General features: G+C 59.9%; 21 protein-coding genes. 9 read left to right on the top strand and 12 right to left on the bottom strand.

What is annotated here, in order from left to right:
- The first annotated feature begins 91 nt into the window (after positions 1-91).
- The 3 genes from KUV74_RS06070 to KUV74_RS06060 all read left to right on the top strand — a co-directional run bounded on the left by KUV74_RS06070 (position 92) and on the right by KUV74_RS06060 (position 4,297).
- Positions 92-1,483, top strand: coding sequence for a YjiH family protein (locus KUV74_RS06070; protein WP_222515891.1), 1,392 nt, complete (start codon positions 92-94; stop codon positions 1,481-1,483).
- Between the two features lie 85 nt (positions 1,484-1,568).
- Positions 1,569-3,305, top strand: a complete 1,737-nt coding sequence (locus KUV74_RS06065; RefSeq protein ID WP_124803128.1) for an amidohydrolase — start codon at positions 1,569-1,571, stop codon at positions 3,303-3,305.
- 29 nt (positions 3,306-3,334) lie between these two features.
- On the top strand, positions 3,335-4,297 hold the full coding sequence (locus KUV74_RS06060; RefSeq protein WP_221621142.1) for a CobW family GTP-binding protein: 963 nt from the start codon (positions 3,335-3,337) through the stop codon (positions 4,295-4,297).
- Between the two features lie 211 nt (positions 4,298-4,508).
- Here KUV74_RS06060 and KUV74_RS06055 read toward each other — a convergent pair whose 3' ends face one another.
- The gene (locus tag KUV74_RS06055) at positions 4,509-5,225 is read right to left on the bottom strand and encodes an MFS transporter (protein ID WP_222515890.1); all 717 of its coding nucleotides are present in this window, start codon (positions 5,223-5,225) and stop codon (positions 4,509-4,511) included.
- On the opposite strand from KUV74_RS06055, the gene KUV74_RS06050 reads away from it, so the two are divergent.
- Positions 5,191-5,850: a LysR family substrate-binding domain-containing protein gene (locus KUV74_RS06050; protein WP_222515889.1), complete on the top strand. Its 660-nt coding sequence runs from the start codon at positions 5,191-5,193 to the stop codon at positions 5,848-5,850. The genes KUV74_RS06055 and KUV74_RS06050 overlap by 35 nt on opposite strands.
- Before the next feature lie 278 nt (positions 5,851-6,128).
- Here the strand turns inward: KUV74_RS06050 and KUV74_RS06045 are convergent, their stop codons facing one another.
- On the bottom strand, positions 6,129-6,542 hold the full coding sequence (locus KUV74_RS06045) for a DUF6691 family protein (protein WP_222515888.1): 414 nt from the start codon (positions 6,540-6,542) through the stop codon (positions 6,129-6,131).
- Positions 6,539-6,997 (bottom strand): YeeE/YedE family protein, encoded by a 459-nt coding sequence (locus KUV74_RS06040; protein ID WP_108133665.1) that lies wholly within the window; start codon positions 6,995-6,997, stop codon positions 6,539-6,541. Before KUV74_RS06040 ends, KUV74_RS06045 begins: the two co-directional genes overlap by 4 nt.
- A 183-nt stretch (positions 6,998-7,180) precedes the next feature.
- Between KUV74_RS06040 and KUV74_RS06035 the strand changes: the two genes are divergently transcribed.
- Positions 7,181-8,095, top strand: a complete 915-nt coding sequence (locus KUV74_RS06035; protein WP_222515887.1) for a LysR family transcriptional regulator — start codon at positions 7,181-7,183, stop codon at positions 8,093-8,095.
- Positions 8,096-8,233: 138 nt separating this feature from the next.
- On the opposite strand, the gene KUV74_RS06030 is transcribed toward KUV74_RS06035, so the two are convergent.
- Both KUV74_RS06030 and KUV74_RS06025 read right to left on the bottom strand, forming a co-directional pair.
- The gene (locus KUV74_RS06030; RefSeq protein WP_222515886.1) at positions 8,234-8,983 is read right to left on the bottom strand and encodes a 2OG-Fe(II) oxygenase; all 750 of its coding nucleotides are present in this window, start codon (positions 8,981-8,983) and stop codon (positions 8,234-8,236) included.
- A 191-nt stretch (positions 8,984-9,174) separates the two neighbouring features.
- Positions 9,175-10,011, bottom strand: a complete 837-nt coding sequence (locus KUV74_RS06025; protein ID WP_222515885.1) for a CmcJ/NvfI family oxidoreductase — start codon at positions 10,009-10,011, stop codon at positions 9,175-9,177.
- Positions 10,012-10,402: 391 nt separating this feature from the next.
- On the opposite strand from KUV74_RS06025, the gene KUV74_RS06020 reads away from it, so the two are divergent.
- Positions 10,403-11,200 (top strand): OBAP family protein, encoded by a 798-nt coding sequence (locus tag KUV74_RS06020; protein WP_260425285.1) that lies wholly within the window; start codon positions 10,403-10,405, stop codon positions 11,198-11,200.
- A 192-nt stretch (positions 11,201-11,392) separates the two neighbouring features.
- On the opposite strand, the gene KUV74_RS06015 is transcribed toward KUV74_RS06020, so the two are convergent.
- On the bottom strand, positions 11,393-12,085 hold the full coding sequence (locus KUV74_RS06015) for a response regulator transcription factor (protein ID WP_108133670.1): 693 nt from the start codon (positions 12,083-12,085) through the stop codon (positions 11,393-11,395).
- A gap of 117 nt (positions 12,086-12,202) precedes the next feature.
- Between KUV74_RS06015 and KUV74_RS06010 the strand changes: the two genes are divergently transcribed.
- Complete coding sequence (locus KUV74_RS06010; RefSeq protein WP_045993821.1) at positions 12,203-12,718, top strand: hypothetical protein; 516 nt, start codon at positions 12,203-12,205, stop codon at positions 12,716-12,718.
- A gap of 3 nt (positions 12,719-12,721) precedes the next feature.
- On the top strand, positions 12,722-14,980 hold the full coding sequence (locus KUV74_RS06005) for an ATP-binding protein (protein WP_222515884.1): 2,259 nt from the start codon (positions 12,722-12,724) through the stop codon (positions 14,978-14,980).
- Between the two features lie 174 nt (positions 14,981-15,154).
- Here KUV74_RS06005 and KUV74_RS06000 read toward each other — a convergent pair whose 3' ends face one another.
- The 4 genes from KUV74_RS06000 to KUV74_RS05985 form a co-directional block, all read right to left on the bottom strand.
- The gene (locus tag KUV74_RS06000) at positions 15,155-16,570 is read right to left on the bottom strand and encodes a sigma-54-dependent transcriptional regulator (RefSeq protein WP_083970521.1); all 1,416 of its coding nucleotides are present in this window, start codon (positions 16,568-16,570) and stop codon (positions 15,155-15,157) included.
- A 349-nt stretch (positions 16,571-16,919) separates the two neighbouring features.
- Positions 16,920-17,336 (bottom strand): hypothetical protein, encoded by a 417-nt coding sequence (locus KUV74_RS05995; RefSeq protein WP_222515883.1) that lies wholly within the window; start codon positions 17,334-17,336, stop codon positions 16,920-16,922.
- Between the two features lie 152 nt (positions 17,337-17,488).
- Positions 17,489-18,223: a hypothetical protein gene (locus tag KUV74_RS05990; RefSeq protein WP_045993824.1), complete on the bottom strand. Its 735-nt coding sequence runs from the start codon at positions 18,221-18,223 to the stop codon at positions 17,489-17,491.
- 29 nt (positions 18,224-18,252) lie between these two features.
- The gene (locus tag KUV74_RS05985; protein WP_045993825.1) at positions 18,253-19,068 is read right to left on the bottom strand and encodes a CsgG/HfaB family protein; all 816 of its coding nucleotides are present in this window, start codon (positions 19,066-19,068) and stop codon (positions 18,253-18,255) included.
- Between the two features lie 621 nt (positions 19,069-19,689).
- On the opposite strand from KUV74_RS05985, the gene KUV74_RS05980 reads away from it, so the two are divergent.
- A complete protein-coding gene (locus tag KUV74_RS05980) occupies positions 19,690-19,893 on the top strand; it encodes a cold-shock protein (protein WP_045993826.1) in 204 nt (67 codons plus the stop codon).
- 380 nt (positions 19,894-20,273) lie between these two features.
- On the opposite strand, the gene KUV74_RS05975 is transcribed toward KUV74_RS05980, so the two are convergent.
- Entirely contained in the window at positions 20,274-20,732 is a 459-nt protein-coding gene (locus tag KUV74_RS05975) for a hypothetical protein (protein ID WP_157033093.1), read from the bottom strand.
- 346 nt (positions 20,733-21,078) lie between these two features.
- Complete coding sequence (locus KUV74_RS05970; protein WP_222515882.1) at positions 21,079-22,686, bottom strand: tripartite tricarboxylate transporter permease; 1,608 nt, start codon at positions 22,684-22,686, stop codon at positions 21,079-21,081.
- Positions 22,687-22,693 lie beyond the last annotated feature (7 nt).

Here is a 22,693-nt window from a genome sequence, read left to right as displayed (position 1 = left end):
ATTGCTCCAGCAAGAAAAAGGCAGGGCAGGAGACCCAGCCTGAATAAATGATGGAATCCTGAATCGGGACAACTATAACAAGGTGGCGCCCATGCAACACAAACCTGACTCGCATGTTACCGCAAGCGATACCTCCGGCGCGCCGAGTCGCTACAGCACGGCTCAGCTCGCAAAGTTCATTCTTCCTACGCTGCTGGGGGTTCTGCTTTTTCTGACACCCATCAGTATCGACGGTCGCCTGACCGTGTTGATTGCATTTGTCATCGACTTTGTCAACGACGTGATAAAACCGCTGATGGTGCCAGTCACGGTTGCAGTCGCCGTCGTTCCAAGTGTATTGACAGTGTTGGTGACCTTTACCTCTCTCAAGCATCACTCGAACCGTTTCGTACAACTGCTCAATCCGGGGGTAGGCTGGACCATCGTGAGGATGGTCGGCGCTACGCTGATGTTGATGACCTATTTCCAGTGGGGTCCGGAATGGATCTGGCATCGGAATACGGGCGGCGTGCTTCTTTACGATGTAGGTCCTGTCGTGTTGGCGATCTACTTTCTGTCGGCATTGCTGTTACCTCTGCTTACCGATTATGGACTGATGGAGTTTATTGGTAGCCTGTTGTCCCGAGTATTCGTCAAGCTCTTCGGTCTCCCAGGGCGCGCGGCAATTGACAGCCTTGCTTCTTGGCTTTCCGCCTCAGCCGTGGGCATTATCCTGACAACGCAGCAGTATCGGCAGGGTTTCTATACCAGCCGAGAGGCATGCGTTATTTCCACAAACTTTTCCATTGTATCGATTGCCTATTCGTACCTGTTACTCAGCTTGATCGGGATGGAACACGTCTTTCTTCCCTGGTATGCGGCGGTCGCCTTTACCGGAGTTGTGTGCGCAATCATCGTTCCAAAGCTGCCTCCGTTGAGAGGGAAATCCGATACCTATAACCCCGTTGTTGGTCAGCAATTGGTAGTGGATCAGCACGCAGGGGAAGGGTTGTTCGCCATGGGGCTGCGTCGCGCCGTGGATCGCGCCGCCGCGGCCGCACCGCCGCTAGAGCTGCTCAAGAGAAGCGTTCACGTTAGCCTCGATGTCGCCATTTCCGTTTACCCGACGATGATGATCATCGGCTGTGTCGGGCTTGCGCTGATCGAGTTCACCGAGTTCTTCCATGTGTTGTCGCTGCCGCTGGTACCCCTGCTTGAATTACTACAGTTGCCGGAAGCCGACAAGGCCGCCCCGGCGCTGTTGGCTGGGATCGTGGACAGCATCATGCCGCCATTGCTGGGTGCTGGCATCGAAAGCGAGGTGACCCGCTTTGTGCTCGCAGGGGTCGCAGTCAACCAGATCATCTTCTTCACCGAGGCCGCCATCGTCCTGATTCGAGCGGGGATTGGCCTGAAGTTGCGAGACCTTGTGGTGATCTATGCACTTCGGGTGCTGATTTCGCTGCCGATCCTGTCGCTCTTGGGTCACCTGATCCTCCAGTGATCCGGCGCACCTCGGGCGGCTGGCTGCGGCTACGGCACCAAGCCAGCCGGCCGAGGGAATAACACCGGTTTGAAAAGGCTACATCATGGAACCTTCACGACATCATCTTTCCTCCAATACTCGTCCGCCCGTCGCCAGCGCCGAATTGGTATTGACCAACGGTCGGATCTACACCGTCGACGAAGCAACCCCCTGGGCCGAGGCAGTGGCGATTTCGCAGGGACGCTTCCTTGAGGTCGGCAGCGCCGATGAGGTGGCCGCTCATATCGGCGTGCATACCAGGGTTGTAGACCTGAAAGGGCGATTCGTCATGCCAGGCCTGTATGACATGCATACACACCCGGATCTGGCGTTGGCCCCGAGTTACGCCGGGTATCTGGACGTCGGGCTCGAAGACCCGACGCCGGAACAGGTCAAACAGGCGATATTGTCCTATGCCGATGAACATCCGGGAGATGGCTGGATCTATGGCGCCTACTTCGTTCGCTACACCTTCAAGCAGGCGGGGATCGTGCCGGACCGAGCCTGGCTCGACAGCATCGTGGCGGATAGGCCGGTGGCTATTCTGGATCGCTCCTGGGGGTGCATGTTGGTCAATACCATGGCGCTTGAGCTGGCCGGTATCGATGCCGATACTCAGGACCCTCGCCATGGGTATATCGAGCGTGACGGCATCACCGGGAAGCCGACAGGCGTTCTTGTCGATGGCGCCTACGCGCTGATTCATGCAGCGATGCCTCCGACGCCCGCACATGCACTGCAACGTGCCTATCGTGAGGGGGTGCAGTTTCAAAGTGGTCGGGGGGTTGTCGGCACAAAGTTTGTACACGTTTGCGAACACCGTCTGGATGCCCTGCGAACCATCGATCAGGCCGGCCAGCTCACCGTGCGCGTCGAGGCGGCCATCAGTTGGCAGGACGATATCTTTCCAGTGAAGCGACGCTGGGAACTGATTGCGGGCGAAAGGCACTTCTATCGTAGCGCTCGTCTTAATGCCAACGCCGTAAAGTTCCACTTCGATGGCACCCATGAGTCCAGATCGTCATATCTGTCCACGCCGTGGTCCGAGGGCAGTGCCTGGCGGGGTCATTTGAACCTGACACCCGAACATATCAAGGACATGGTCGCAGACATGGATCGCAAGGGCATTCGTGTCATTGCCCATTGTACGGGGGATGGGGCCTCCGACCTGTTTCTTGATGCGGTGGCAGAGGCTCGCCGACGCAACGGTGGGCAGGGTATGCGCCACCAGTGTGCACACAGCACGACACTGCTTGACGCCAATCTGCAGCGTTTTAATGAACTGGATGTGGTGGCTGAATTTTCTCCGGTGGGTTGGTTTCCGTCGTCCTTTGCCTACGCGAGGGCGGTATTCGGTGAGGAACGCATGCAGCGTGCCTATAATTTCAAGGGTGTGCTGGACGCTGATGGCATCGCTGTCATGGGAACCGACTGGCCAGTATCGAGCCTCGACCCGTGGATCGGCTTCGAGGCGATGGTCACCCGTGAAAACCCGTGGGAGGAAACCGACGCTAGCTTCTACGGCGAACCTATCAGCCTCGAGCAGGCCATACGCGTGATGACAATCAATGGCGCCTGGGCGATGGGCATCGAGGATCAAGCCGGCTCAATATCGGTCGGCAAGTCGGCCGATCTGATCGTCCTTGACCGTAATCTCTTTGAAGTAGCACCGCGGGGAAATATCCACGACACACAGGTGGAGTTGACGATGCTTGAAGGTGAGCTCGTCTGGGATGCCGCGGGAGAGTTCTCGGGTACTGCTCGAGAAGCGGTGTGGCAACGAGAGCTTCCATCGTTTTGAGCCTCCAGACCTTGAAGGGGTGAACACGTATGATGAGCCGTAGGTTTCCTCCCGTCCCAGTCACTATCGTTTCGGGCTTTCTGGGCGCTGGAAAGACCACCTTGCTCAACCAGATCCTGAACAGTGAGGTTGGGTTGAGGGTGGCGGTGATGGTCAATGATTTTGGCGCGATCAATATTGATCAGGAGCTGATCGTCAGTGAAACGCAGACCATGGTGAGCCTTGCCAATGGATGCATCTGCTGCACTGTGGAGAGTGATCTGATCGAGCAGATCTCGCGACTGTTGGCGCTAAGGGAAAATCGTCCGGAGTATATTCTGATCGAGGCAAGCGGGGTCTCGAACCCGAGCAAGATTGCCGGGACCCTGCGCTACCCCCAGTTCCAGGATCAGCTGGTCATCGACAGTGTGCTGACGGTGGTGGATGCAGAGCAATTCGAACATCTGGACGGTGAGTTGGCCGCCCTTGCGATGGAGCAGCTCGATATTGCCGATATCGTGATACTTAACAAGTGCGATCTGGCGAGCCCTGATCAGCTGGATGCCTTGAAGCGCCGCTGGCTGTATCCGGGAGTTCGGTTGTTGGAAGCTAGCTTTGGTCAGGTCCCCCTGGAGTTGGTGCTGGGGGTAGGGGACTTTGATCCCGATCGTCCCAAACCCGAGCACTACTGCGACTCGCACTGCACCCATGAGCACCATGGACACCAGTTTCAAAGTTGGAGCTGGACCAGTGAGAGGCCTCTTTCATTGCAGGCGCTGCGCCAGGTGCTCGAGTCGTTGCCCGCGAGTGTCTATCGAGCCAAGGGCATTTGTCAGCTGGCTGAGCTCCCGGACCGACGTGCTGTACTGCACCTTGTGGGTAGTCGTAGCGATTTGGCTCCCGGCGCACCCTGGGGTGAGAAGAAGCCGATGACCCGCCTTGTGGTCATCGGCGAGCAGGGCAGCTTCAGCCCTGATCAGCTACAAGCCGCATTTGAGGTGTGTATCGCATGACCTGGCATCTTGGCCTTCGGGGCATTGAGCTCGAAGGAATGCGCAAAAAGGTACACGCATTTTCAGAGGTGACGTGACGGTTGGTGGCCAGAGAATAGTGTCTGGCTGGTGAGCACGACGTTTAGCTGAAAGCCCCAGCTCCTGACGTCAGGAGGTGGGGCTTTATCGTCGTGCCTTTCTCTAAGAGCAGGCTGACGTTGCCTTTGATGTCTCAGGCGCCTCGACTGTCGCGCTTGAGGAGATAGGCGCCGAGGTAGAGTACCGCGAAGATCAGCCCCAGCACGGCGGCAGCACCGAAGACATTGCTGCCATCTCCGGGCAGGAATTCCAGGAAGGAGGTCAGGAACTGGCCCAGGAAGATCGCCATCGTCAGGTAGGAGAGGTTGCGACCGCGCACAGAGGGGTGGCTGCGCTCCACCGTCATGTGATTGAGCAGCGGGATGGAAAAGCCGAAGCCCATGCCGGACAGTACAGCCCCGACGCTCATCAGGGGCATGCTCCCGGCCTGCTGGAAGATGAACAGGCTGGCGGCATAGAGCAGAAAGGCCAGTACCAGAGTCGGCATCTCGCCCAGCGCACGCGATACCTTCGGCATCAGCATCGCCGCCACCACCGCAACCAGCGAGATGGCCGCCAGGAAGATGCCGGTGGCCGCCTCATCCAGCCCGAGCAGATTCAAGCGCATCGGCAGCATGACGATGGCGGTGAAGAACAGCGTCAGCGAGATGGCCGCTGCCAGATAGATTCCATTGAGTGAGGATGCCAGCGCAGCTCTCTTGCTCTGCCCTGGCTCGCCGTCAGGCGCGGGCGGGGACTGTCTCGGCACCATCAACCAGAGCATGGCCAGTAGCCCCCAGGACAGCAGGTAGAGCAGGAAAGGCAGCTGCCAGGCAATGGCCGCCAGCGGCCAGACCGGCACGTTGCGCATCGGCTACATGAGCTCGGCCTGCGCAAGTTTCGTGCCTGGATTGATGCGCGACTTCGCCGCCAGCCATCCCGAGGTGAGCCTGTCATTGCATGAGATGACCGCCCAGCAGCAGTTGGATGCCTTCGAGCGTGACGAGATCGATATCGGGCTGTCGCGCCCGCTCCCCATAGAGCAGCGCGACACTCTGACCGCCCTGTCGGTTTACAAGGATGTATTGATGGCGGTCGTGCCGGAAGGGCATCGCCTGGCGCATCGCAAGCGGCTCGCCCTCAGCGAGCTGGAGCAGGAAGACTTCGTGCTGTTTCAGCGTGGGCAGGCCACGGGGCTGTTCGATCAGATCATCAGCGCCTGCGGCGATGCCGGTTTCTCGCCGCGCATTCAGCGCCAACCGGCATTGATGCAGACCCTGCTCAGCGAGGTTGCAGCTGGGCTCGGGGTCGCTATTGCGCCCGGCTGTATTCGCCGGCTGCAATGTGATGGCTGCCGGTTTATCCCATTGCGCCCGGCACTCGGGGCGGTGCCGCTGGAGTTGCACTATCCGACGACGCCGGGCCGGCCGGTGATCGAGGCCTTCGTCGCGCTTATCGAGGAGCGCCTCCCCGCCATCCGCCAGCAGATGGCGTGATGCTCAGGTGGAGGCAAGGAGGGGCGATTGGCTGTTCTCAGCGAAAGCCCCTGGGGCGGACCATGTACGCTTGACGTGGAAAGCCCAGCGAAGCTGCGCGCCCTAAAGGGTCTGCCATCGGTTGGCTGTCACTGTTGGTTTGAATTCTGCTCCAAAAGCGGCCTTGAATGGCGTTTTCAGAGTGATAAATAAACCAGCTACCGCACAATATCCCGTGTGACGCCGTTGTGACGCCGGCCGGATGGCCGGCGTTTGCTGGGCGAAGCGTGGCACTCGGTTCAGTGACTGCGAGTCAGGCGTGTGGCCAGCCACCAGCCCAGTAGCATCGTCAGCAGAAAACCCGCCAATGGCAGACTCATGGCGCTGCTGGAGACGATGGCAGGCCCGGGGCAGTAACCGCTCAGGCCCCAGCCAACACCGAACAGGGACGCGCCGAGCAGCAGGCGGCCATCGATATCGCGACGCCTGGGCAGTTGGAAGCGCTCGCCCAGCAGGGGAGTGCCACGCCGCCAGACAAGGCGATAACCGATGAAGGTGGTGATGACGGCACCGCCAAGCACAAAGATCAGTGTGGGGTCCCAGTCACCGGCCACGTCGAGAAAGCCGACGACACGCGCGGGATCGGTCATGCCGCTGAGTGTCAGCCCGAGGCTGAAGACCAGGCCGGTGATGAAGCCGATGATCGCTTTCATGGTGACGCTCCCAGCAGGTGTTGGCTCACGAAGACCGTCAGCATGGCGACGGCCACGAACACCACAGTGGCCACCAGCGAGCGGGGTGAAAGACGAGCGATACCGCAGACGCCGTGGCCACTGGTACAGCCGCCCCCGATACCGGTTCCCACGCCTACCAGCAGGCCTGCGAACATCATGCTCAGACCCCCGCTGGTGGGTTTGCCGATCAGCGCATCTGAGCGCTCGGCCACATTGCCCCAGTCAAGATTGAACAGCACAAGGAGCAGCGGGCCGCTGATCAACCCGAGCACGAAGGCAATACGCCAGCGGTGGTCCGGGCCTGATTCCAGAAGCGCTCCCCGCGTGATGCCACTGATACCCGCGATACGTCCCAGAAAGGCCATCAGCATCACTGCCGAGAGGCCGATCAGGACGCCGCCGGCGAGTCCTTTCATGCTGCTCATGATGTCCATGTCATTCGTCCTCCCTTTCGGCCATCCAGCGTTGCGACGATGATATGCTCGTGCCCGACCATCGCCAACCGTCATCGCCAGGCGACTTCGTCCACCGACTGCCGAGTCTACTGGTCAGGTGATTGGCCGGCCGGCTGACCTGTGGGGCACGCGACAAGGACGCCGAGGAATCGCAGGAGCACCATGAACGAACTGACTCAACGCCTGCGCACCTTTCTCAAGGTGGCGGAGCATCAGAGCTTCAATGTGGCGGCGCGGGAGCTGGATATCGCCAGTTCCACGGCGACGCGTCATGTCAATCATCTGGAGCGCCAGCTGGGCGAGCCGCTGCTGGTGCGCACCACTCGCCATGTGCGGCTGTCGCCCGCCGGAGAGCGTGCCCTGATCCGCTTTCGCGCCATTCTGGCCGAGGTGGAACAACTGGAGGATGAGCTCGAGACGCTGAGTGAGCGAGTCGCGGGACCGCTGCGTATCTCGGTGCCGTGGCGCTATTCGCGCCTCTATCTGGCGCCGCTGGTGAGCGAGTTCATGCAGCGCTATCCCGAGGTGGCGCTGGATATCGTCAGCAGCGACCAGCGTGTGGATCTGATCGAGGCCCGCTTCGACGTGGCCCTGCGCATCGGTCACCTGGAAGATTCGAGCCTGATCGCGCGGCACATCAGTGATCAGCGCTTCGTGCTGGCCGCCGCGCCGTCTTACCTCGCGGCCCGGCCCCCGATCCATCGGCCGGAAGACCTGGAGCAGCACCGTCTGCTGACCTTCAGCTATACCACCGCCAATCATCACTGGCGACTGGTGCAAGGGGATCGGGAGCATCGGATCTCGGTGCGGGCCCGTGCGTTGCGCACCAATAATGCCGACATTCTCACCCAGGCGGCGCTGGGCGCCGCCGGCGTCGTGGTACAGCCGCTCTGGGCCATACGGGAAGAGCTGGCAAGCGGCCGCCTGATGCCGGTGCTGGAGGACTATCAGGTCACCTCATCGGATTTCGACACCGGTATCCATGTCGTCTACGCGCGCGAGAATCAACATAACCCGCGCGTGCGCGCCTGGATCGACTTCCTGCTGGCTCGCCGCGAGCGGCTGTCCTGTCACTAGCCAGCCGTGAGCGCTTTCCGCCGTCCAGATACACGAAGGGCCCGATCTAAAGGGAGATCGGGCCCTGTGCGCACGTCGCGACTGCTTGGACGATACTCATCAGGCGCTGTTTATCAAATAGGGCTCATCTGACAGCCTTCAGTAGAGGATATCGCTACGGATGATGTACTTGGCTCCGTCGCGGATCGGCTCGCTGGCGTGCACGCAGTGCTGCGGATGCGAGCCATGCGGGAAGCACAGTACGCCACCCTTGGGCGTGGAGACCGAGACCGTCTGGATATCGTCCCGCGACTGAGCCGGCTTGTCGGGATCACGGCGGCTGACCAGAAACTCGGTGCGCCCGCCAGTGTAGCCATCGCTTAAGAAGATGAGGAAGGTGTACTGGCTCATCAGGCCCGGATAGGCGTCCTGGACGACCTCGCCATTGATGACGCGACTGCCCGGCCAGGCGCCATCGGTGTGCGGCTTGAAGAAGTCGCCGGCCTCGTAGCGATAGACACGAAAGCGCGCATTGATGCCTTTGGCTCCCTCGCCCTGGATCTGCTCGGTGACCAGCGGCGCTGAGCGCTGCCAGATGACTTGATCGACCGCTTCACTGACGATCCAGTTGACGTTGTGATTGTGGCGTACCGAGCGCGGCAGGGAGACCGGCGCATCTTCCTCGAAGCCCATGTCCTCCAGAACGGCAACGAAGTTATCGGCCTCGGCAGGTGTCAGCACATTGAGTAGCTGGAAGGCGCCGGGGACACCCTCGACCTCCTGACGGACAACCTCTGGCGTCGCGTCGGCTTCGAAGAGGTCAGACACGTCACCGTTGTCCGTCCAGATGGGCAGGGGCGTGGGGGAGAAGCCGCGTTCGTGGCTGACGACATGGAATGACAAGCTCATGGCAAAGCTCCTGAATAACAAAGAATGTGAGGCGAAAACGTGGTGACAGCGAGGCCTGCCGGAGGAAGGCCTGGATGCCTGTCATCTGGCGGTGAGTGTCGGTACCGAGGAGAAATAGTCAGCTACCTGGATGGGCCAGGTATCCGCCTTGTTGACCGTGGAACTCAGCCGCCACCAACGGCCGATGCACCTCAGTCGGGATAGCGGACCAATACCCGCGTCTCCAGGCTGGTGCGTGTCGGCGCATCTTCGGGCGTGTCGAGCAGCTCGGCCGCGGTATGCGCGACCGGTGGCTTGCCGGCGCTGTCGAAGGCATTGAAGACGATGGCTTCGTCGGGGCGCATGCGTGAGACGAAGTACCAGCGGTGATCCGGATTATGGACGAGGCCCTGGATCTGGCCGCAGCGATCCGGATAGAGGATGTCGATGTTGACCCAGTCCTCGTGGTGCACGCTTTGGGTATCGGCGAATGCCAGCGGGTCACGCGCGACGGCCTGCTCGACGGGCTGCCAGACATTGACGATTCCGTAGTGGCCGCTCAGCCAATGCTCCGCCTGCTCGGGCGGCAGCAGATCGCGCACGCGCTGCGGGCCAGAGCGTGGCGAGTAGTCGACATGCACATGCTGCGCCGGCACGCGTTCACCTTCGAAGCCGCGCAAGGTGTGGTCGAACACATGCACCTCACTGACACCGAGTTGCTGCTTGAGCAACGCCTCGATGGCTGGCGTGTGCAGGCGGTCGCGCGCCTTGGCGTCGCGTACATCCACGGCAAGCTCGGGCGTATCGAGAAACAGCAGGCCCTGGGACGCGAAGCTTGGCGGAGTAGCGCGCAGATCCTGCAAGCTGACGCTTTGGCGATCATGTTTCGGCTCAATACGCCGACCGGTCTCGCCGTCCGGGTCCACCTTGATCTGCAGACCTTCCGGGCGATCGAGCTGATAATTGACGAACGCCAAGCGGGTAAGGATGGGCGCTGACATGATCGAGACCTCCTTCACGATGAGTTGCCAGAGGATGAGCACTGGCATGCACTTGGGCCGGCCGCCTGTGCTGTGGCGAGTCCATGAGGCTGGTTGGCGAGCTTAGTGCATTGGCGCAGACACAAAAAAGGCGCCTGTCTGCAATTTGTTATTGCACGAATGGCAATAATCAACGGCTGCCAAGCGTCCGTGGCTTCCGCATGTTGTTTCCGTCTCCGTCCTTATTCCCATCCTAATAAACCGCTAAGTAACTGATAAACAAAGGCTGGGAGAGCCGCCAAGAGCAAGGCTGACGTCATAGAAAGTTGGCATTCGACGTGTTGATGTAGATAAGGGCCGGCTTGTATAGTCAAGTTGCTATTGCAACGACGTCTCCCAGGCGCATCTGTCAGTTTATGCGATGGGTGAGCGTGATATTCATCGTGCCAAGGGAATGGTCATGAAAGATAAGCGTGTGTCTGTAACTCCAGTGTTTTATCGCGGTGCGTCAGCGGCTCTGTGTGTCGTCGTTCTAAACGGCTGTACAGGGATGGCCGAGACGGGCCCTGCAGCCGACGTGCCCGGACAGCCAGAAAGCACCAAGACCAATGTGCTGGAAGCAGGAGCCAGTGCATTGCAGACCGACGCACCGACGGATCAGCTCAATATCTATCTTGTCGGTTTCCATCCCATGAAGGATGAGCCAAGCCATCAATTCGAAGCGCATCATTTCTGCCAGCAGATCAATGAAGACTTCATGCAGTGTGCGCTTTACGATGGAAATACTGCGGATGCCCACCTCACCGGGGTGGAATACATCATATCCGAAAGCGTTTTTGAGACCCTGCCTGAAGAAGAGAAGCAATATTGGCATCCCCATAACGGGGAGATTCTGTCTGGCCAATTGGTCGCGCCCAACCTGCCTGAAACCGCTGATCATGAGCTGATGCAATCCAAGATGAACAGCTATGGCAAGACGTGGCACACATGGAGCAGTTCACACAGCGATGAACAAGACCAGGCGTTGCCGCTGGGTAAGCCCGAGCTGGCTTGGTCCTTTAATCGTACCGGAGAGCCGCAGCCGGGCCTGGTCGAAGATCGAGACCAACGTATGGGGATCGACACAGAGGAGCGGCGTCAGGCCAGGCAAGATCTGGTGCCGCTGGCCAATCCCCAGTCGGGTGTTGATGTGTTGAAAGGAGAGTTTCCCAGGTCAACCCAGCCCATCCCTGGTGTGGAAGCCAAGACCAGCGAGTGATGTTGACGTTCACAGCTTTACCGGTCGGCTGCGCTGATGTTTCGCGTGGCGCTGACCATCCCCTTGATGTCGGTTTAACTACCGGGTTGACGCATGCCGCGCTACAAACGCTACAGATGGCCCACAGTTGGTTGTCGCGTCGTGTTGTTGCCTTGGCGGGGCTCGGAGGAGGGGGCGTCGCGTGGCAGAGGTTTAGTGCTGGCTCAGTTCAAGACGATAACCTTGTTGATAGACGCTCTTGAGTCGGTGGTTCTGTTGCCCATCCAGCTTCAGCTTGCGCCGAAGGCCGCTGATGTGGGTGTCGACGGTACGGGTATTGAGGTCACCACTGACGCTCCAGATTCGCTCAAGCAGATAGGCGCGCGTGAAGAGCTGACCGGGATTCTGGAGAAACAGGGCAGCCAGCCGATATTCCCGATCGGTGAGCTCGACGATATCGCCATGCAGGCGGATGATCCCTGCCGTCAGGTCGAGCTGGAGGGGGCCGCATTCGAACAGCGTCGTTCCAACGCTGTCTACGTGACCTAGCCGGCGACCCAGGGCTTCGATCCGAGCCCTGAGCTCGGGGACCCGCAGCGGCTTGTGCAGAAAGTCATCGGCCCCTGCCCCGAGGGCTCGGACGACGTTGTCTTCGGCGTCGTCGGCAGTAATGAACAGCACCGCGCCTGGCCACTGATACGCATTGCGCAAGGTCTCAAGCACTTCGAACCCATCGACCTCCGGTAAACGCCAGTCGAGCACCAGTAGCTCGAAACTTGTGTTCTGCATTGCCCGAAACAGGTCGTGGGCCGTGGTGAAGGGGGTCAGCGTGGCTGTGCCGTCGCCTAGCGCCGCGGCGATCAAAGCCTGCTGGTCGGGGTCGTCTTCGAGGATAGCGATGCGCATACCGAAGTTTCCTGTCTTGGTGCCTCGCAGGAGCAGGTTTGACAAAGTTTCACAAACCTACATCCAAAATTAGCATATACCGAATAGGTAAGTGCTCAAACGTTTGGAGATGCGTCGATGAAGACCTTGTGGTGCAAGACTCCTGTCCTGCTGGTCCTGGCGGTTGGGCTTGTTGCGAATCAGGCAATGGCGCTGGAGTCGCCTGCCGGCAAGACGGTACTGGTGGTGAGCGGTGACATCACCCAGACCAATGTCGGTGACGAGGCACATTTCGACATGGCCATGTTGGCGAGCCTCGAGCAGGGCGAGATCGTGACACAGACTCCCTGGCATGAGGGGAAGGTGTCCTTCAGTGGACCGCTGGGCGTCGCCTTGCTGGCGGAGGTGGGAGCACAAGGGAGTGATCTGCGCGTCACCGCGCTGAACGATTACGCCGCCGATGTGCCGGCCTCTGACTTTGCTGAACATGGGGTCGTGCTGGCGACCCACAAGGATGGTGAGCCGATGAGCATTCGCGAACAAGGGCCTCTCTTTATCGTCTACCCGTTCGATGACAATCCCGATCTACTGACCGAGACCTATCTCACCCGCTCCGTCTGGCAGGTAGCCGCCATTGATGTATACGACAACTAGTCGATGAAGGAGGCGCGCGGTCTCAAGTTATCCGCGGCAGCGGCACTTTTGCTGTTCGCGGCCTGTCTTGTCATTGGTGTGACCGCTTTCCAGCGTCACGATCGACTGCGACATGAAGGGCTGGAGAACGTCACCTGGGCGATCTATCAACTGGATCGTCAATCACGTGAAGTCGAAGTGGCGCTGGAGCAGGTGGACAGCCAGCTTACGCACGGCGTATCAGGTACTCGTGGCGAGCTTTCTTCCTGGACCCGGCTGATGGAGCGTTTCGACATTCTCTACGGCCGGATAAAGCTGCTGCAGCAAGGACAATATCGAGAATATCTGGCTTCACAACCTGAGCTCCTCGAAGCATTGTGGCACCTCGATGCCCGCCTTGAAGATATTGATGTACTGCTGCAGCCACTCTACCAGGAAGCGCTGGCACCGCTGCCTGCTCAGCGCCGGCAATTGTCACAGCTGATCAGCGCCATGCGTGACGATGCGGAACGGTTGCTGCTCGACCATAACAAGGCGCTCGCGAGCGTTCGTGAACAGACCCGGCAGGGCATGCTGCGGGTGTACGTCCTGCTGTTCGTGCTGATGATATTGATCATGCTGGCAGGAACTTATCTTGTCATGGCGCTGTGGCGCGAGGCGCGCTCTCGTGCTCGCCACGGTGAGCGTCTGCAGCAGCAGTCTCAGGAACTTCAGCGTGCTGTGCAGCAGGCAGAAGCGGCGAGTCAGGCCAAGTCGGAATTCATGGCGATCATGAGTCACGAGGTCCGCACCCCGCTCAATGGTGTGGTGGGCATGCTCGATGTGCTCGAGGATGAGCCCTGCCAGGAAAAGCGTGAGCAGCACTTTGCGACCCTGAGGGAAAGCACCGCCTCGCTGCGCGCGGTCATCAATGACGTACTGGACTACTCGAAGATCGAGGCCGGACGTCTTGATCTTGACCATTCGCCGTTTCCCTTGACGCGGATGGTCGCGAGGCTTGCCGAAGGATATCGATCACGTCAGACCAGAGACGTGTCGTTTATCGTGCAGTTAGGTGATGACTTGCCTGCGGTGGTGATCGGTGATGCGACCCGCCTACGACAAGTGCTGATGAACCTGATGGACAACGCCTTCAAGTTCACCCAGGCGGGCAGCATTACGCTCGCTGTCCAATCGCGAAAGCCTGCGTCGATCATCTTCGAGGTGCGTGATACTGGAGTCGGCATCGACAAACAGGTCCAGGCTGCGCTTTTCGAGCCATTCACGCAAGTGGATACATCTCTGTCGCGCCGTCACGAGGGGACCGGTCTTGGCCTGGCGATTTGCTACCGGCTGATAGAAGCCATGGGGGGAAACCTTGAATTGAACAGCATGCCGGGCCTGGGCAGCGTCTTTCGCTTTTGTCTTCCACTGAGCGCCGCCGAGGGTGTCAGCGAGCGTCTGCTCGACGATCCGTCTGAAGCACTGGCCTCACGACATCTGCTGGTGGTGGAAGACAACCCTGTCAACCGGGATCTGGTGGCCGCTTTGCTCAAGCGCCTCGGTCAGACCTTCGACCTTGTCGAAGACGGAGAGCAGGGGCTGGCTGCGATGAAGTGCAAGGACTATGACCTGGTGCTGATGGATATGCAGATGCCCTGCATGGATGGCGTGGAGACGACTCGGCGCTTTCGTGCCGAAGAGGGCGAGGGCCACCTGCCTATTGTGGCCATGACGGCCAATGTCATGCCGGAGCATCGGCAGGCATGTCGTGATGCGGGAATGGACGACATTCTGAGCAAGCCTTTCACGCGGCTGGAGCTGGCCGATGTCCTTCGCGCTTACCCACCCAGGCGCCGTCAGGCTGCTTTGCATGTCGTGCCTTTTGACTACGCGCCCGAGCAGGTTGCCGATGTTGACGCCGCCAGGCCCGTGCAGGATCACAGCTGCGTCGGGAGGGGCGGCCTGGATGCTGACACCGTGATCGAACTCAAGCAGAGCCTGGAGCATGAGACGTTGAAGTCGCTGCTCGCAGCGTTTTTCTCTCGACTCGATGGTCGGGTCGAAGCGTTGCGCGAGGCTGTCGATGGCAGTGACCGTGAGCGGATCAAACGCGAGGCGCACTCGCTCAAGGGCGCGTCGGCCTCGTTGGGGTGTCGGCAGCTTGCCGCGGAAGCGGCGCGCTTGGAGCAGTTGGCGCCGAAGGCAAAAATGTCGCACTGTCGCGAGCAAATTGCCCGTATCGAGCGCGGGGGTAGTGACGCGGTTTGCCAATGGCGTGGCAGGGGTATCGATCTGTCCTGAGCGGCCTAGCGGCACCGATGCATAAGGTCTTGTCGCAGTGTCATCGGCGATGGACCTTGGCGTTCGAGTGTCCCATGTCAGGTACCGAGGAGGCGGGGACCGGCGCCCGCCCCAGGTTTGTCTGAGGACAGTGTGTGAGTTTGCTGGTGTCCGGGCCGCTGGTCTCGACATGCCTCAGGCGGCCTGGCGCCTGCGCCGTCGGTGCAAGGTGGACGCCGCCACTCCGAGTTGCCGGGCGGCGCGTTCTATACAGCCGTCGCAGGCTTCCAGAGTCGCTTCGATGGCCGCGTCTTCTATCTGGCGCAAGGTCATGCGACCTGGGCTGAAGTGTATACCGACGCCAGACGGCGCTTGCGAGGGCGGGAGTGCGGACGGAAGGCGCTCGTCATCGTTCAGCATCAGGTTGTTGACCGTTATCGCTTTTCCGTCGCATAGCAGCAAGGCGCGCCTCAGACGATTTTCCAGTTCTCGGACATTGCCGGGCCAGTCGTGCTGCTGGATCCAGTTTCTGGCCTCCTCATCCAGGGGGCAGACTGCGATACGTTCTTCTCTGGCCAGCGACTCCAGCAGGTGATCTGCCAGCATCAAGGCGTCCCCTTGTCGCTCGCGCAGGGGTGGCAAGGCAAGACTCAGAACGTTGAGACGGTAATAGAGATCCTCCCGAAACGCCCCCTCTCGCACGGACTGCGCCAAGTCTCGGTGGCAGGCGGTGATCACCCGGCAATCGACACGAACGTCTCGCGTGCTTCCCACGGGAGTGATGGTGCCGGTCTGAAGTGCGCGCAACAGCTTGGCCTGGAAGGGCAGTGGCATATCGCCGACTTCGTCGAGAAACAGGGTGCCCTGGTCGGCCGCTTCGAAGAAACCCTTGTGATCCCGCGTGGCACCACTGAAGGCTCCTTTGACGTGACCAAAGAGCATGGATTCGATCAGTGCCTCGGGAAATGCTGCGCAGTTAACGGCCACAAACGGACCGGAGGATCTTGGGCTGCAGTAGTGCACACTGCGCGCTGCGAGTTCCTTTCCGGTCCCGCTTTCTCCGTGTAGCCACAAGGGAGAACGCGACTGCGCCAAGCGTGGGATGAGCGTGCGGAGGTGTTGCATGGCGGCGCTCTGACCGATCAGCAGATTTTCGGGGGCATGGTCGCCGGGGCCTTCGCCGTGAACTGCAGTCTGTACCTTGTGCACGAGCTTTGCGGTCCACTGCAGCAGCGTCTGACAGCCGAGCGGCTTGGTCAGACGTATCGCCTCGCCGCATCCGGCCTCCTGGTCGTTCAGGCGGTCGGCGGACACCATCATGCAGGCGACTGGGTGTTCAAGGTCACGACAGGTGGCCATGACTTCGATACCGGTCATGTCGGGAAGGTGGTAGTCCAGTACCACTACGGCAGGGCCTTGGTGGCTGACCAGCCTGGCGACGGCTTCACTACCGCTGTGGCAGACGGCCACGTGGTGGTAACGCGTGGCCAGGATGGTCTGATAGAGGTGAGCGGTATCGGTGTCATCCTCGACTACGATGATCAGCACTCCAGGCTTGGGGAGACATGTGGTTGAAGTAAGGTGATGCTCCTGCGCATTGTAAGACGTCATGGCAATACCCTTGGCTGGCTCTAAGCCGGTTTCAGAGCTTGTACGAGTTGTCACTCGAGGTGCTCTTTGGATGCGTGCGTCGCCATCTTTCAGTGCGCCGTCCGATCAGCGCTTGGCGATCGGGTTTGATGACACCGATGGCTTCGGTATGAACGGGTGTACCGGTTGCCGCAGCCTTTCTGATTCGTACAAGAGTCAATTGCCACCCTAGCCAGACTCGAAGCAGCTTTCCTTGTTTTAAAGGTTGCTTTAACAGTGTTTGACATTGTCTGGGATTTGGCTGGTACTCCATTCGTAGTTATTCCACTTTGAGTACTGAATTTCTCATTATTGCTAGGGCAAGTTATTGCTACTTCGCTGTTTGTTCGTTGGAAATCACGTCCTCTGAGCTCTCGGCATCCAGGTTCAGCGTGGTATTGATCTTTGACAGGGCGTTGGCCTCGGCTTCATTAGTCTGATGGTTTTCGGTCATGATCAGACCCTCTGCCCCATCGCCCAGGGTCATTTCGATCTGTTGCCAGTTGCCCACGGCGATCGACGTGGAATTGTTGTTGACGATGGCACCGGCATTAATGCTGCCGCTGCCGCCAGATCCTGAACCTCCACTACCGTTATTGCGACGCCGTGCCTCCTGCAGGATGAGGGAACCCTGGATGCTGGCTCGCGCGGGGAAGTCGTAGGGGTAGGGGCCGACGAGCGGATCTCGATCTCTCGCCTCAGCGGGGCCACCGGCAGATAGAAGCGCTGCGCCAAGGGCTGCGGCCATCCAGCTGGCCCATCGCCGAGAGGGAAGGGCACCAGAGTCGAGGGGGAGGCAGTCAATGTCGGAAACATGTCGGTTAACTGTGCGTGTCATGAGAGAACTCCCAGGGCATCCGTGGAGGCCACGGATGCCCGAGCCAGGGTTGAGATGAGGAATCAGAAGTTGCCATCCACCTTGACCGACAGGTTGTTGCCCACGGCGGTGGCGGTGGAGGATACGGCGGCGGTATCGCCTCCTCCCATACCGTTGATGCCGTTGAACAGCACACCGTCGGCAGTGGCAGTGCTGGTGACCAGTGCCACAGAGAGCTGTTCGTTGTTGGTGATGGCGAAGGCGTCGTTGTCAGACAGGGTGGTCAGGTCGACGGTCATGTTGTTGCCTACGGCCGTTGCGTCCACGTCTACCGTGGCGTTGAGGATGGCGAGTGCCGAGGCGGTCGCGGTGACGGCACCAGGCAGCGTGGCATCCACCAGTTCTCCGGTCAGCGGCGTGCCGACTGAGGCGTCGAGCCCCGCGTACACCTGAGAGTTGTCGGTTTGGGTCGACACATCGGACTCGATCGCGGCGTTGTTACCCACTGCGGTCGCGATGCTTTCTACCGCCGCCAGGTCTTCAAAGGCGTTTCCATCGAGCAGCGGTATGATGGTGTTGTCGACGGCGGTGACCAGGCTAGTGGCGCTGATGGTGCCCAGGGCGGTCTGGTCATTTTCGGTCATGTTCAGGCCTTCGGGGGCGACATTGACTTCAGACAGCGCCGAAGTGTCGACCGTGCTGTTGACCGTGGCATCCCACACCCAGGTCACCGAGTCGAAGGCCAAGGCCGAGGAGGCTGACATCAGACCAGTGAGGGCGATAGCAGCGGACAGTGCGGTTTTTTGCTGAGTTTTCATGACGGCGTTCCTTGTTTTTTCGGATGTTTTCAAGCCGCAGGGTAATGCCCGTCTGCCACCTGACACGCTTGGGTGTCGTTGATCGGCAGGCCGAGCCCTTCCGTCAGGATCTGGTATGCAGCCATTTCCACGACGGATCGAACACCGAGCTGGAGAGGTTCGTTCCTCACCGTCCCGGCATCGAATTCCACGAGCTGATTGTCGAAGAAGCGATAGACGCCCGCTTCCACCTGGTTGCCGACAATCTGCTTTTGCAAACTGGTGACGTAGACGGTCTGAAAGGTAGTGGCGTCCACCACTCGGAGATCCAGGCCTACGTTGATGACCGCTTCTCGGTTGCTTGCGCCTATCAGTCCTACATAAAGGCGTGCCCCCTGGGTCAGGATGTTGTAGTTGAGCTCGGTGAGTGCGCCGAGAATGACGTAGTTGACGGGCTGCACGTTGAGCGCTGCGGGCGCGCGTTGCATGGCTCCGGCATCCTTGAGCTGGCGCTCGGCTAGCGGAATGCGAATGTCGAGGCGCTCGGCCAGGCGTACCTTGCGGGTCTTGTAGAGCGCGCTGATCAGCATTTCAGACACGCCTTGGGTCAAGGTGCGGCTCTCGGTGATGGTCGAGTAGCTGACTTGGCCGGTCCGGTCGAGGATCTGTCCTACGCTGACCACTGGCAGGTTTTCACCGGGTTGTTGGCTGAGTGCGCTCAGGCAGCGGGTGTAGGGCGTGTGGTTGGTCATCACTCGCGAGCCTTCACGCGGTGCCACGGGATCGGTACCGATGGAGGCGCAGCCACCCAGGGTTGCAGTGAGTGCTAAGGCGGTGGTGAGTTTGTGGGGCAGCGAGACCTTCATCCTGGCGTCCTCCTGTGATTGACATGGCTATTGCTCAAGTCGTGCCAGAAAGACCAATTGGTCTTTTTATTCAATAGGTTGGGGTAGTGAATAGCAGCGAGGAGATGATTTGAGGTAGCCGTGTTCGGCCAACCGAAGCGTTTTGCTAGAGGGAAAGCGTGGCGAATCGCCAGACTCTGGCGTTTTGCACGACTGAATTAGGAGAAACCGTCGTACACATGCGGCGCGCGATTGACAGGAGTGCTGGGCCGAGAGCAGGACGAAAGCGTGGGTGATTGCCGCCATCGCCTGGCCGTACCGGACGATGCCAATGTCGATCACGCAGGCTGATTTCGTGTAAGTGATTAATAATTCAGTTTTTTATCGGATCTTGATGATGTTTTTTCGATCGTCCCGAGGACCAGCAGCGCAACGTGCGAAAGTTCTGTTGCCATGCTTTAAAAAGGTTTGACAAGGCGCGGCGAGCCGTGAGACGATGCTTCTCGTTGGTTAGCAAGTCGTATATTTCAGTAGTGATCGAATCATTCGGTAGCCTGGCAATATCCCCCTTGTTATATCCATATTTCTGGGATGACACCCGGCAAACTGTAATGACAACGCTCTGCGTTAAGGAAATCGATCATGGCAACTGGCACAGTTAAGTGGTTCAACGACGCTAAAGGTTTCGGCTTCATTTCTCCGGCCGACGGTGGTGACGACCTGTTCGCCCACTTCTCCGAAATCAAGGCTGAAGGTTTCAAGTCCCTGCAGGACGGTCAAGAGGTCTCTTTTGACGTGACCCAGGGCAAGAAAGGCCTTCAGGCTTCTAACATCAAGGTTATCTAACTTCTAGTTAGCTGACTAAGATGAATGACAAGACCCGCTTCGGCGGGTCTTGTCGTTTTTGTGTGGGTAACGTTTTGTCTCACGCCGTGTTATCGCAAGCGGCGTTCTCTCTCCCTGGCCTTTCCGTCAGACGCCGGTCCGCCGGGGCTGGAGGTACAGCGATCCGTCACTGTGATGGATGACGAGCGTCGCGATTTCCTGCTCATGGCGGGTTTGGCGGCTTCATCTCGCCATTCCCGACTGGCATGGCGAGCCTTGCAGAGATCGATACACCAGATTTTCTGGGGATGCTGGTGGTAGGGGGCCGTCTACCGATCCTGGGGCAGCTGGAAATCGTTGAGTCTTTGTCATTGGGCAGGTCACCTAGGTGCCGGCATTGTTCAAGGCACAAGTGCGGAGGACAGCCCCTTCACTTCGAACAGGAAAAGCAGGGCCTTGAGCATCCAGAACCCGAGTACGGAGGCGTACAGGGTGTAGAAGAGGCTAGATACCTTGCGGGATCTGAAACCTTCTATCTTGTTCAGGTGGCAGTGTGGATAGTGGGCAACCTGGTCCCCCAGTGCATTGATGTATTCAGATAGCTGGACGTTTAACCGAAGAAAGACCCAGCTTGCGACGATGGGAATGAGTTCGTACAGCAGGGTGCTCAAGGACGCATCGCCGGCCGTGGGCGAAGCATCGCCTCGGTTCAGGCCGATGATGGCGGCCGTGGCAGTCGAAAAAAGGGCGAGCATAGCGAAGCGGATGTTGCCGTAGTGGCGTAGCGAGGCCAGTAGCTCTCTGTATTCCTCACAACCAGCTCTTCTAACGTCGGATTGTTCGCACATCGGCCAGGCCATCTTGAAATTTGCTGCGCGCTGTACCGCTCACCCCGGGGAGCGGTGTCCGGGAAGTATAGCGGAACGCATGCGAGCCAAGGGCCGATGTTGGCGATCAAGGCGCATGCCAGCTGCCGGAAGGGCATTTGCGCACCAATCTTGCAGAAAAGGCTGGCGTTTAGCTAAAGCTCTCGACGATTCTCGCACCGTCTGGTGGTCTGACGATTCCTGCCTCCGGCGCCTGTTCCGGCCTCTGTTCCATGTCGATCCAAGCGCTTCCGTACATTGGGCGTCACGTTTTACGCAACTTTACGCAAGGGTGCGTAACGTTATCAGCGAGCTCGAGGCATGGGCTGCGACAGCCTGATCAGGTCCTGGCCCTCTGGCTGGGTCGCTCTCTTTTCGATTGGCGTACCATCCGCACCAGCAACCACACCGACAGGGCCAGCATTGCCAGTGCGATGGGGGAGGTCAGCAGGAAGAAGGGATCGCCGCCGGAGGCGGTGAAGGCGCCGCGCACCAGGCCTTCCAGGGTGGGGGCGAGCAAGAAGCCGATGACGAAGGGCAAAATCGAGATCTCGAGCCTTCGCAGGGCGTAGCCGATCAGCGCGAACACGCAGGCGGTGACGAGGCCAAGATAGCCGCCGTCCTGGACATAGGCGGCGGTCAGCGAGATGGTCAGGATCACCGGCAGCATCACGTCCTTGGGGATGCGCACCAGGTAGCCCAGCAGGCCCATCAGCACGCCGCCGATGGTCCAGTTGAAGGCATTGGCCAGCACCATCATGGTGAAGATGCCGAAAGCGGTCACCAGGTCCTTGTTCAACAGGGTGCCGAAGCCTTCGATCTCCTGGATGGGGGTGAAGCGAAACACCTGGGGGCCGAAGGCGAAGTCGCCGATGGTCTCGACCGCCAGGATGATGAATACGGCGGCGAAGTTGCCGGGGATGCCGAGGCTCATTACCGGGATCAGGTTGGCGCCGGACACCGCCGAATTCGCCGATTCAGTGGCAACCACGCCGGCGGGGGTGCCATGGCCGAATTCATCGGGAGTCTTCGAGTGACGCTTGGCGGTGTCATAGCTCAGGGTGGCGGCGGTGGTGGTGCCGATGCCGGGCAGAGCGCCGATCATGGTGCCGATACCGGCGCCGCGCAGGATGGCCGGCAGCATGGCGCCGCGCTCTCGCCAGCGCAGTTTCGGGCCCATTTGCGGTGGCTTGGGCGGGGCGGCGTTGTGCTGCCTGGCTCGACGCATGTCCTCGATGCTGATCAGCACCTCCGAGAGCACCAGCACGCCGAGTACGGCGGAGGTCAGCGGCAGACCGCCGCCGAGTTCCGGGATGCCGAAGGTCAGCCGCGGACCGTTGCCGGACAGGGTGGAGCCGACCAGCGACAGAAACATGCCGAGCAGGCCGCCGATCAGCCCCTTGAGCGGAGCCTGACCGACCACCGCGGCCATGAAGCACAGCGACAGGATAATCAGAGCTGACTTCTCGGGCAGGCCGAGGATACGCTCCACCGCCACGGCGATGACCGGGGCGGCGATAAACAGCACCAGATCGGAGACGTTGTCACCCATCACCGAGGCGAAGTGGGCGGTCTGTACCGCCTTGCGGCCCTGGCCTCGCTGGGCCATGGGATGGCCGTCCAGGGTGGTGAGAAAGGCGTCGGGGGTGCCCGGGGTGTTGAACAGTATGGCGGGCACTGCACCGCCCACCGTGGCCCCCTTCATGATCCCCACCAGGCAGCCCAGCACCGGGTAGAGCGCCTCGTTGGTATAGCCGAAGATCGACACCAGCACCGGCAGAGCGATGGCCATGGCGAAGGGCCCGGACATGCCTGGGGTGGCGCCGATCAGGATACCGACTACCACGCCGACCAGCGTCATCGCCAGCGGCATCAGCCAGAGTCCGCCCTCGGCGGTGTGGAAGACCGAGCTGACCCCGAGCCCGATGTATTGCAGCAGCAGCTCCATGGGGAAT

It is taken from the genome of Halomonas sp. DP1Y21-3, assembly GCF_019801245.1.
Lineage (GTDB): Bacteria > Pseudomonadota > Gammaproteobacteria > Pseudomonadales > Halomonadaceae > Halomonas > Halomonas litopenaei.
This window is presented reverse-complemented; position numbering and strand designations above follow the sequence as displayed.

Coding starts and splice junctions, on each gene's coding strand:
- KUV74_RS06050 (WP_222515889.1), top strand. CDS start 5,191: ATGGCCGCCAGCGGCCAGACCGGCACGTTGCGCATCGGCTACATGAGC.
- KUV74_RS06020 (WP_260425285.1), top strand. CDS start 10,403: ATGAAAGATAAGCGTGTGTCTGTAACTCCAGTGTTTTATCGCGGTGCG.
- KUV74_RS05990 (WP_045993824.1), bottom strand. CDS start 18,223: ATGAAAACTCAGCAAAAAACCGCACTGTCCGCTGCTATCGCCCTCACT.
- KUV74_RS06060 (WP_221621142.1), top strand. CDS start 3,335: ATGATGAGCCGTAGGTTTCCTCCCGTCCCAGTCACTATCGTTTCGGGC.
- KUV74_RS06010 (WP_045993821.1), top strand. CDS start 12,203: ATGAAGACCTTGTGGTGCAAGACTCCTGTCCTGCTGGTCCTGGCGGTT.
- KUV74_RS06025 (WP_222515885.1), bottom strand. CDS start 10,011: ATGCCAGTGCTCATCCTCTGGCAACTCATCGTGAAGGAGGTCTCGATC.
- KUV74_RS06035 (WP_222515887.1), top strand. CDS start 7,181: ATGAACGAACTGACTCAACGCCTGCGCACCTTTCTCAAGGTGGCGGAG.
- KUV74_RS06000 (WP_083970521.1), bottom strand. CDS start 16,570: ATGACGTCTTACAATGCGCAGGAGCATCACCTTACTTCAACCACATGT.
- KUV74_RS06070 (WP_222515891.1), top strand. CDS start 92: ATGCAACACAAACCTGACTCGCATGTTACCGCAAGCGATACCTCCGGC.
- KUV74_RS05980 (WP_045993826.1), top strand. CDS start 19,690: ATGGCAACTGGCACAGTTAAGTGGTTCAACGACGCTAAAGGTTTCGGC.
- KUV74_RS06045 (WP_222515888.1), bottom strand. CDS start 6,542: ATGAAAGCGATCATCGGCTTCATCACCGGCCTGGTCTTCAGCCTCGGG.
- KUV74_RS06040 (WP_108133665.1), bottom strand. CDS start 6,997: ATGGACATCATGAGCAGCATGAAAGGACTCGCCGGCGGCGTCCTGATC.
- KUV74_RS06005 (WP_222515884.1), top strand. CDS start 12,722: ATGAAGGAGGCGCGCGGTCTCAAGTTATCCGCGGCAGCGGCACTTTTG.
- KUV74_RS05975 (WP_157033093.1), bottom strand. CDS start 20,732: ATGGCCTGGCCGATGTGCGAACAATCCGACGTTAGAAGAGCTGGTTGT.
- KUV74_RS05985 (WP_045993825.1), bottom strand. CDS start 19,068: ATGAAGGTCTCGCTGCCCCACAAACTCACCACCGCCTTAGCACTCACT.
- KUV74_RS05995 (WP_222515883.1), bottom strand. CDS start 17,336: ATGGCCGCAGCCCTTGGCGCAGCGCTTCTATCTGCCGGTGGCCCCGCT.
- KUV74_RS06065 (WP_124803128.1), top strand. CDS start 1,569: ATGGAACCTTCACGACATCATCTTTCCTCCAATACTCGTCCGCCCGTC.
- KUV74_RS05970 (WP_222515882.1), bottom strand. CDS start 22,686: ATGGAGCTGCTGCTGCAATACATCGGGCTCGGGGTCAGCTCGGTCTTC.
- KUV74_RS06055 (WP_222515890.1), bottom strand. CDS start 5,225: ATGCGCAACGTGCCGGTCTGGCCGCTGGCGGCCATTGCCTGGCAGCTG.
- KUV74_RS06030 (WP_222515886.1), bottom strand. CDS start 8,983: ATGAGCTTGTCATTCCATGTCGTCAGCCACGAACGCGGCTTCTCCCCC.
- KUV74_RS06015 (WP_108133670.1), bottom strand. CDS start 12,085: ATGCGCATCGCTATCCTCGAAGACGACCCCGACCAGCAGGCTTTGATC.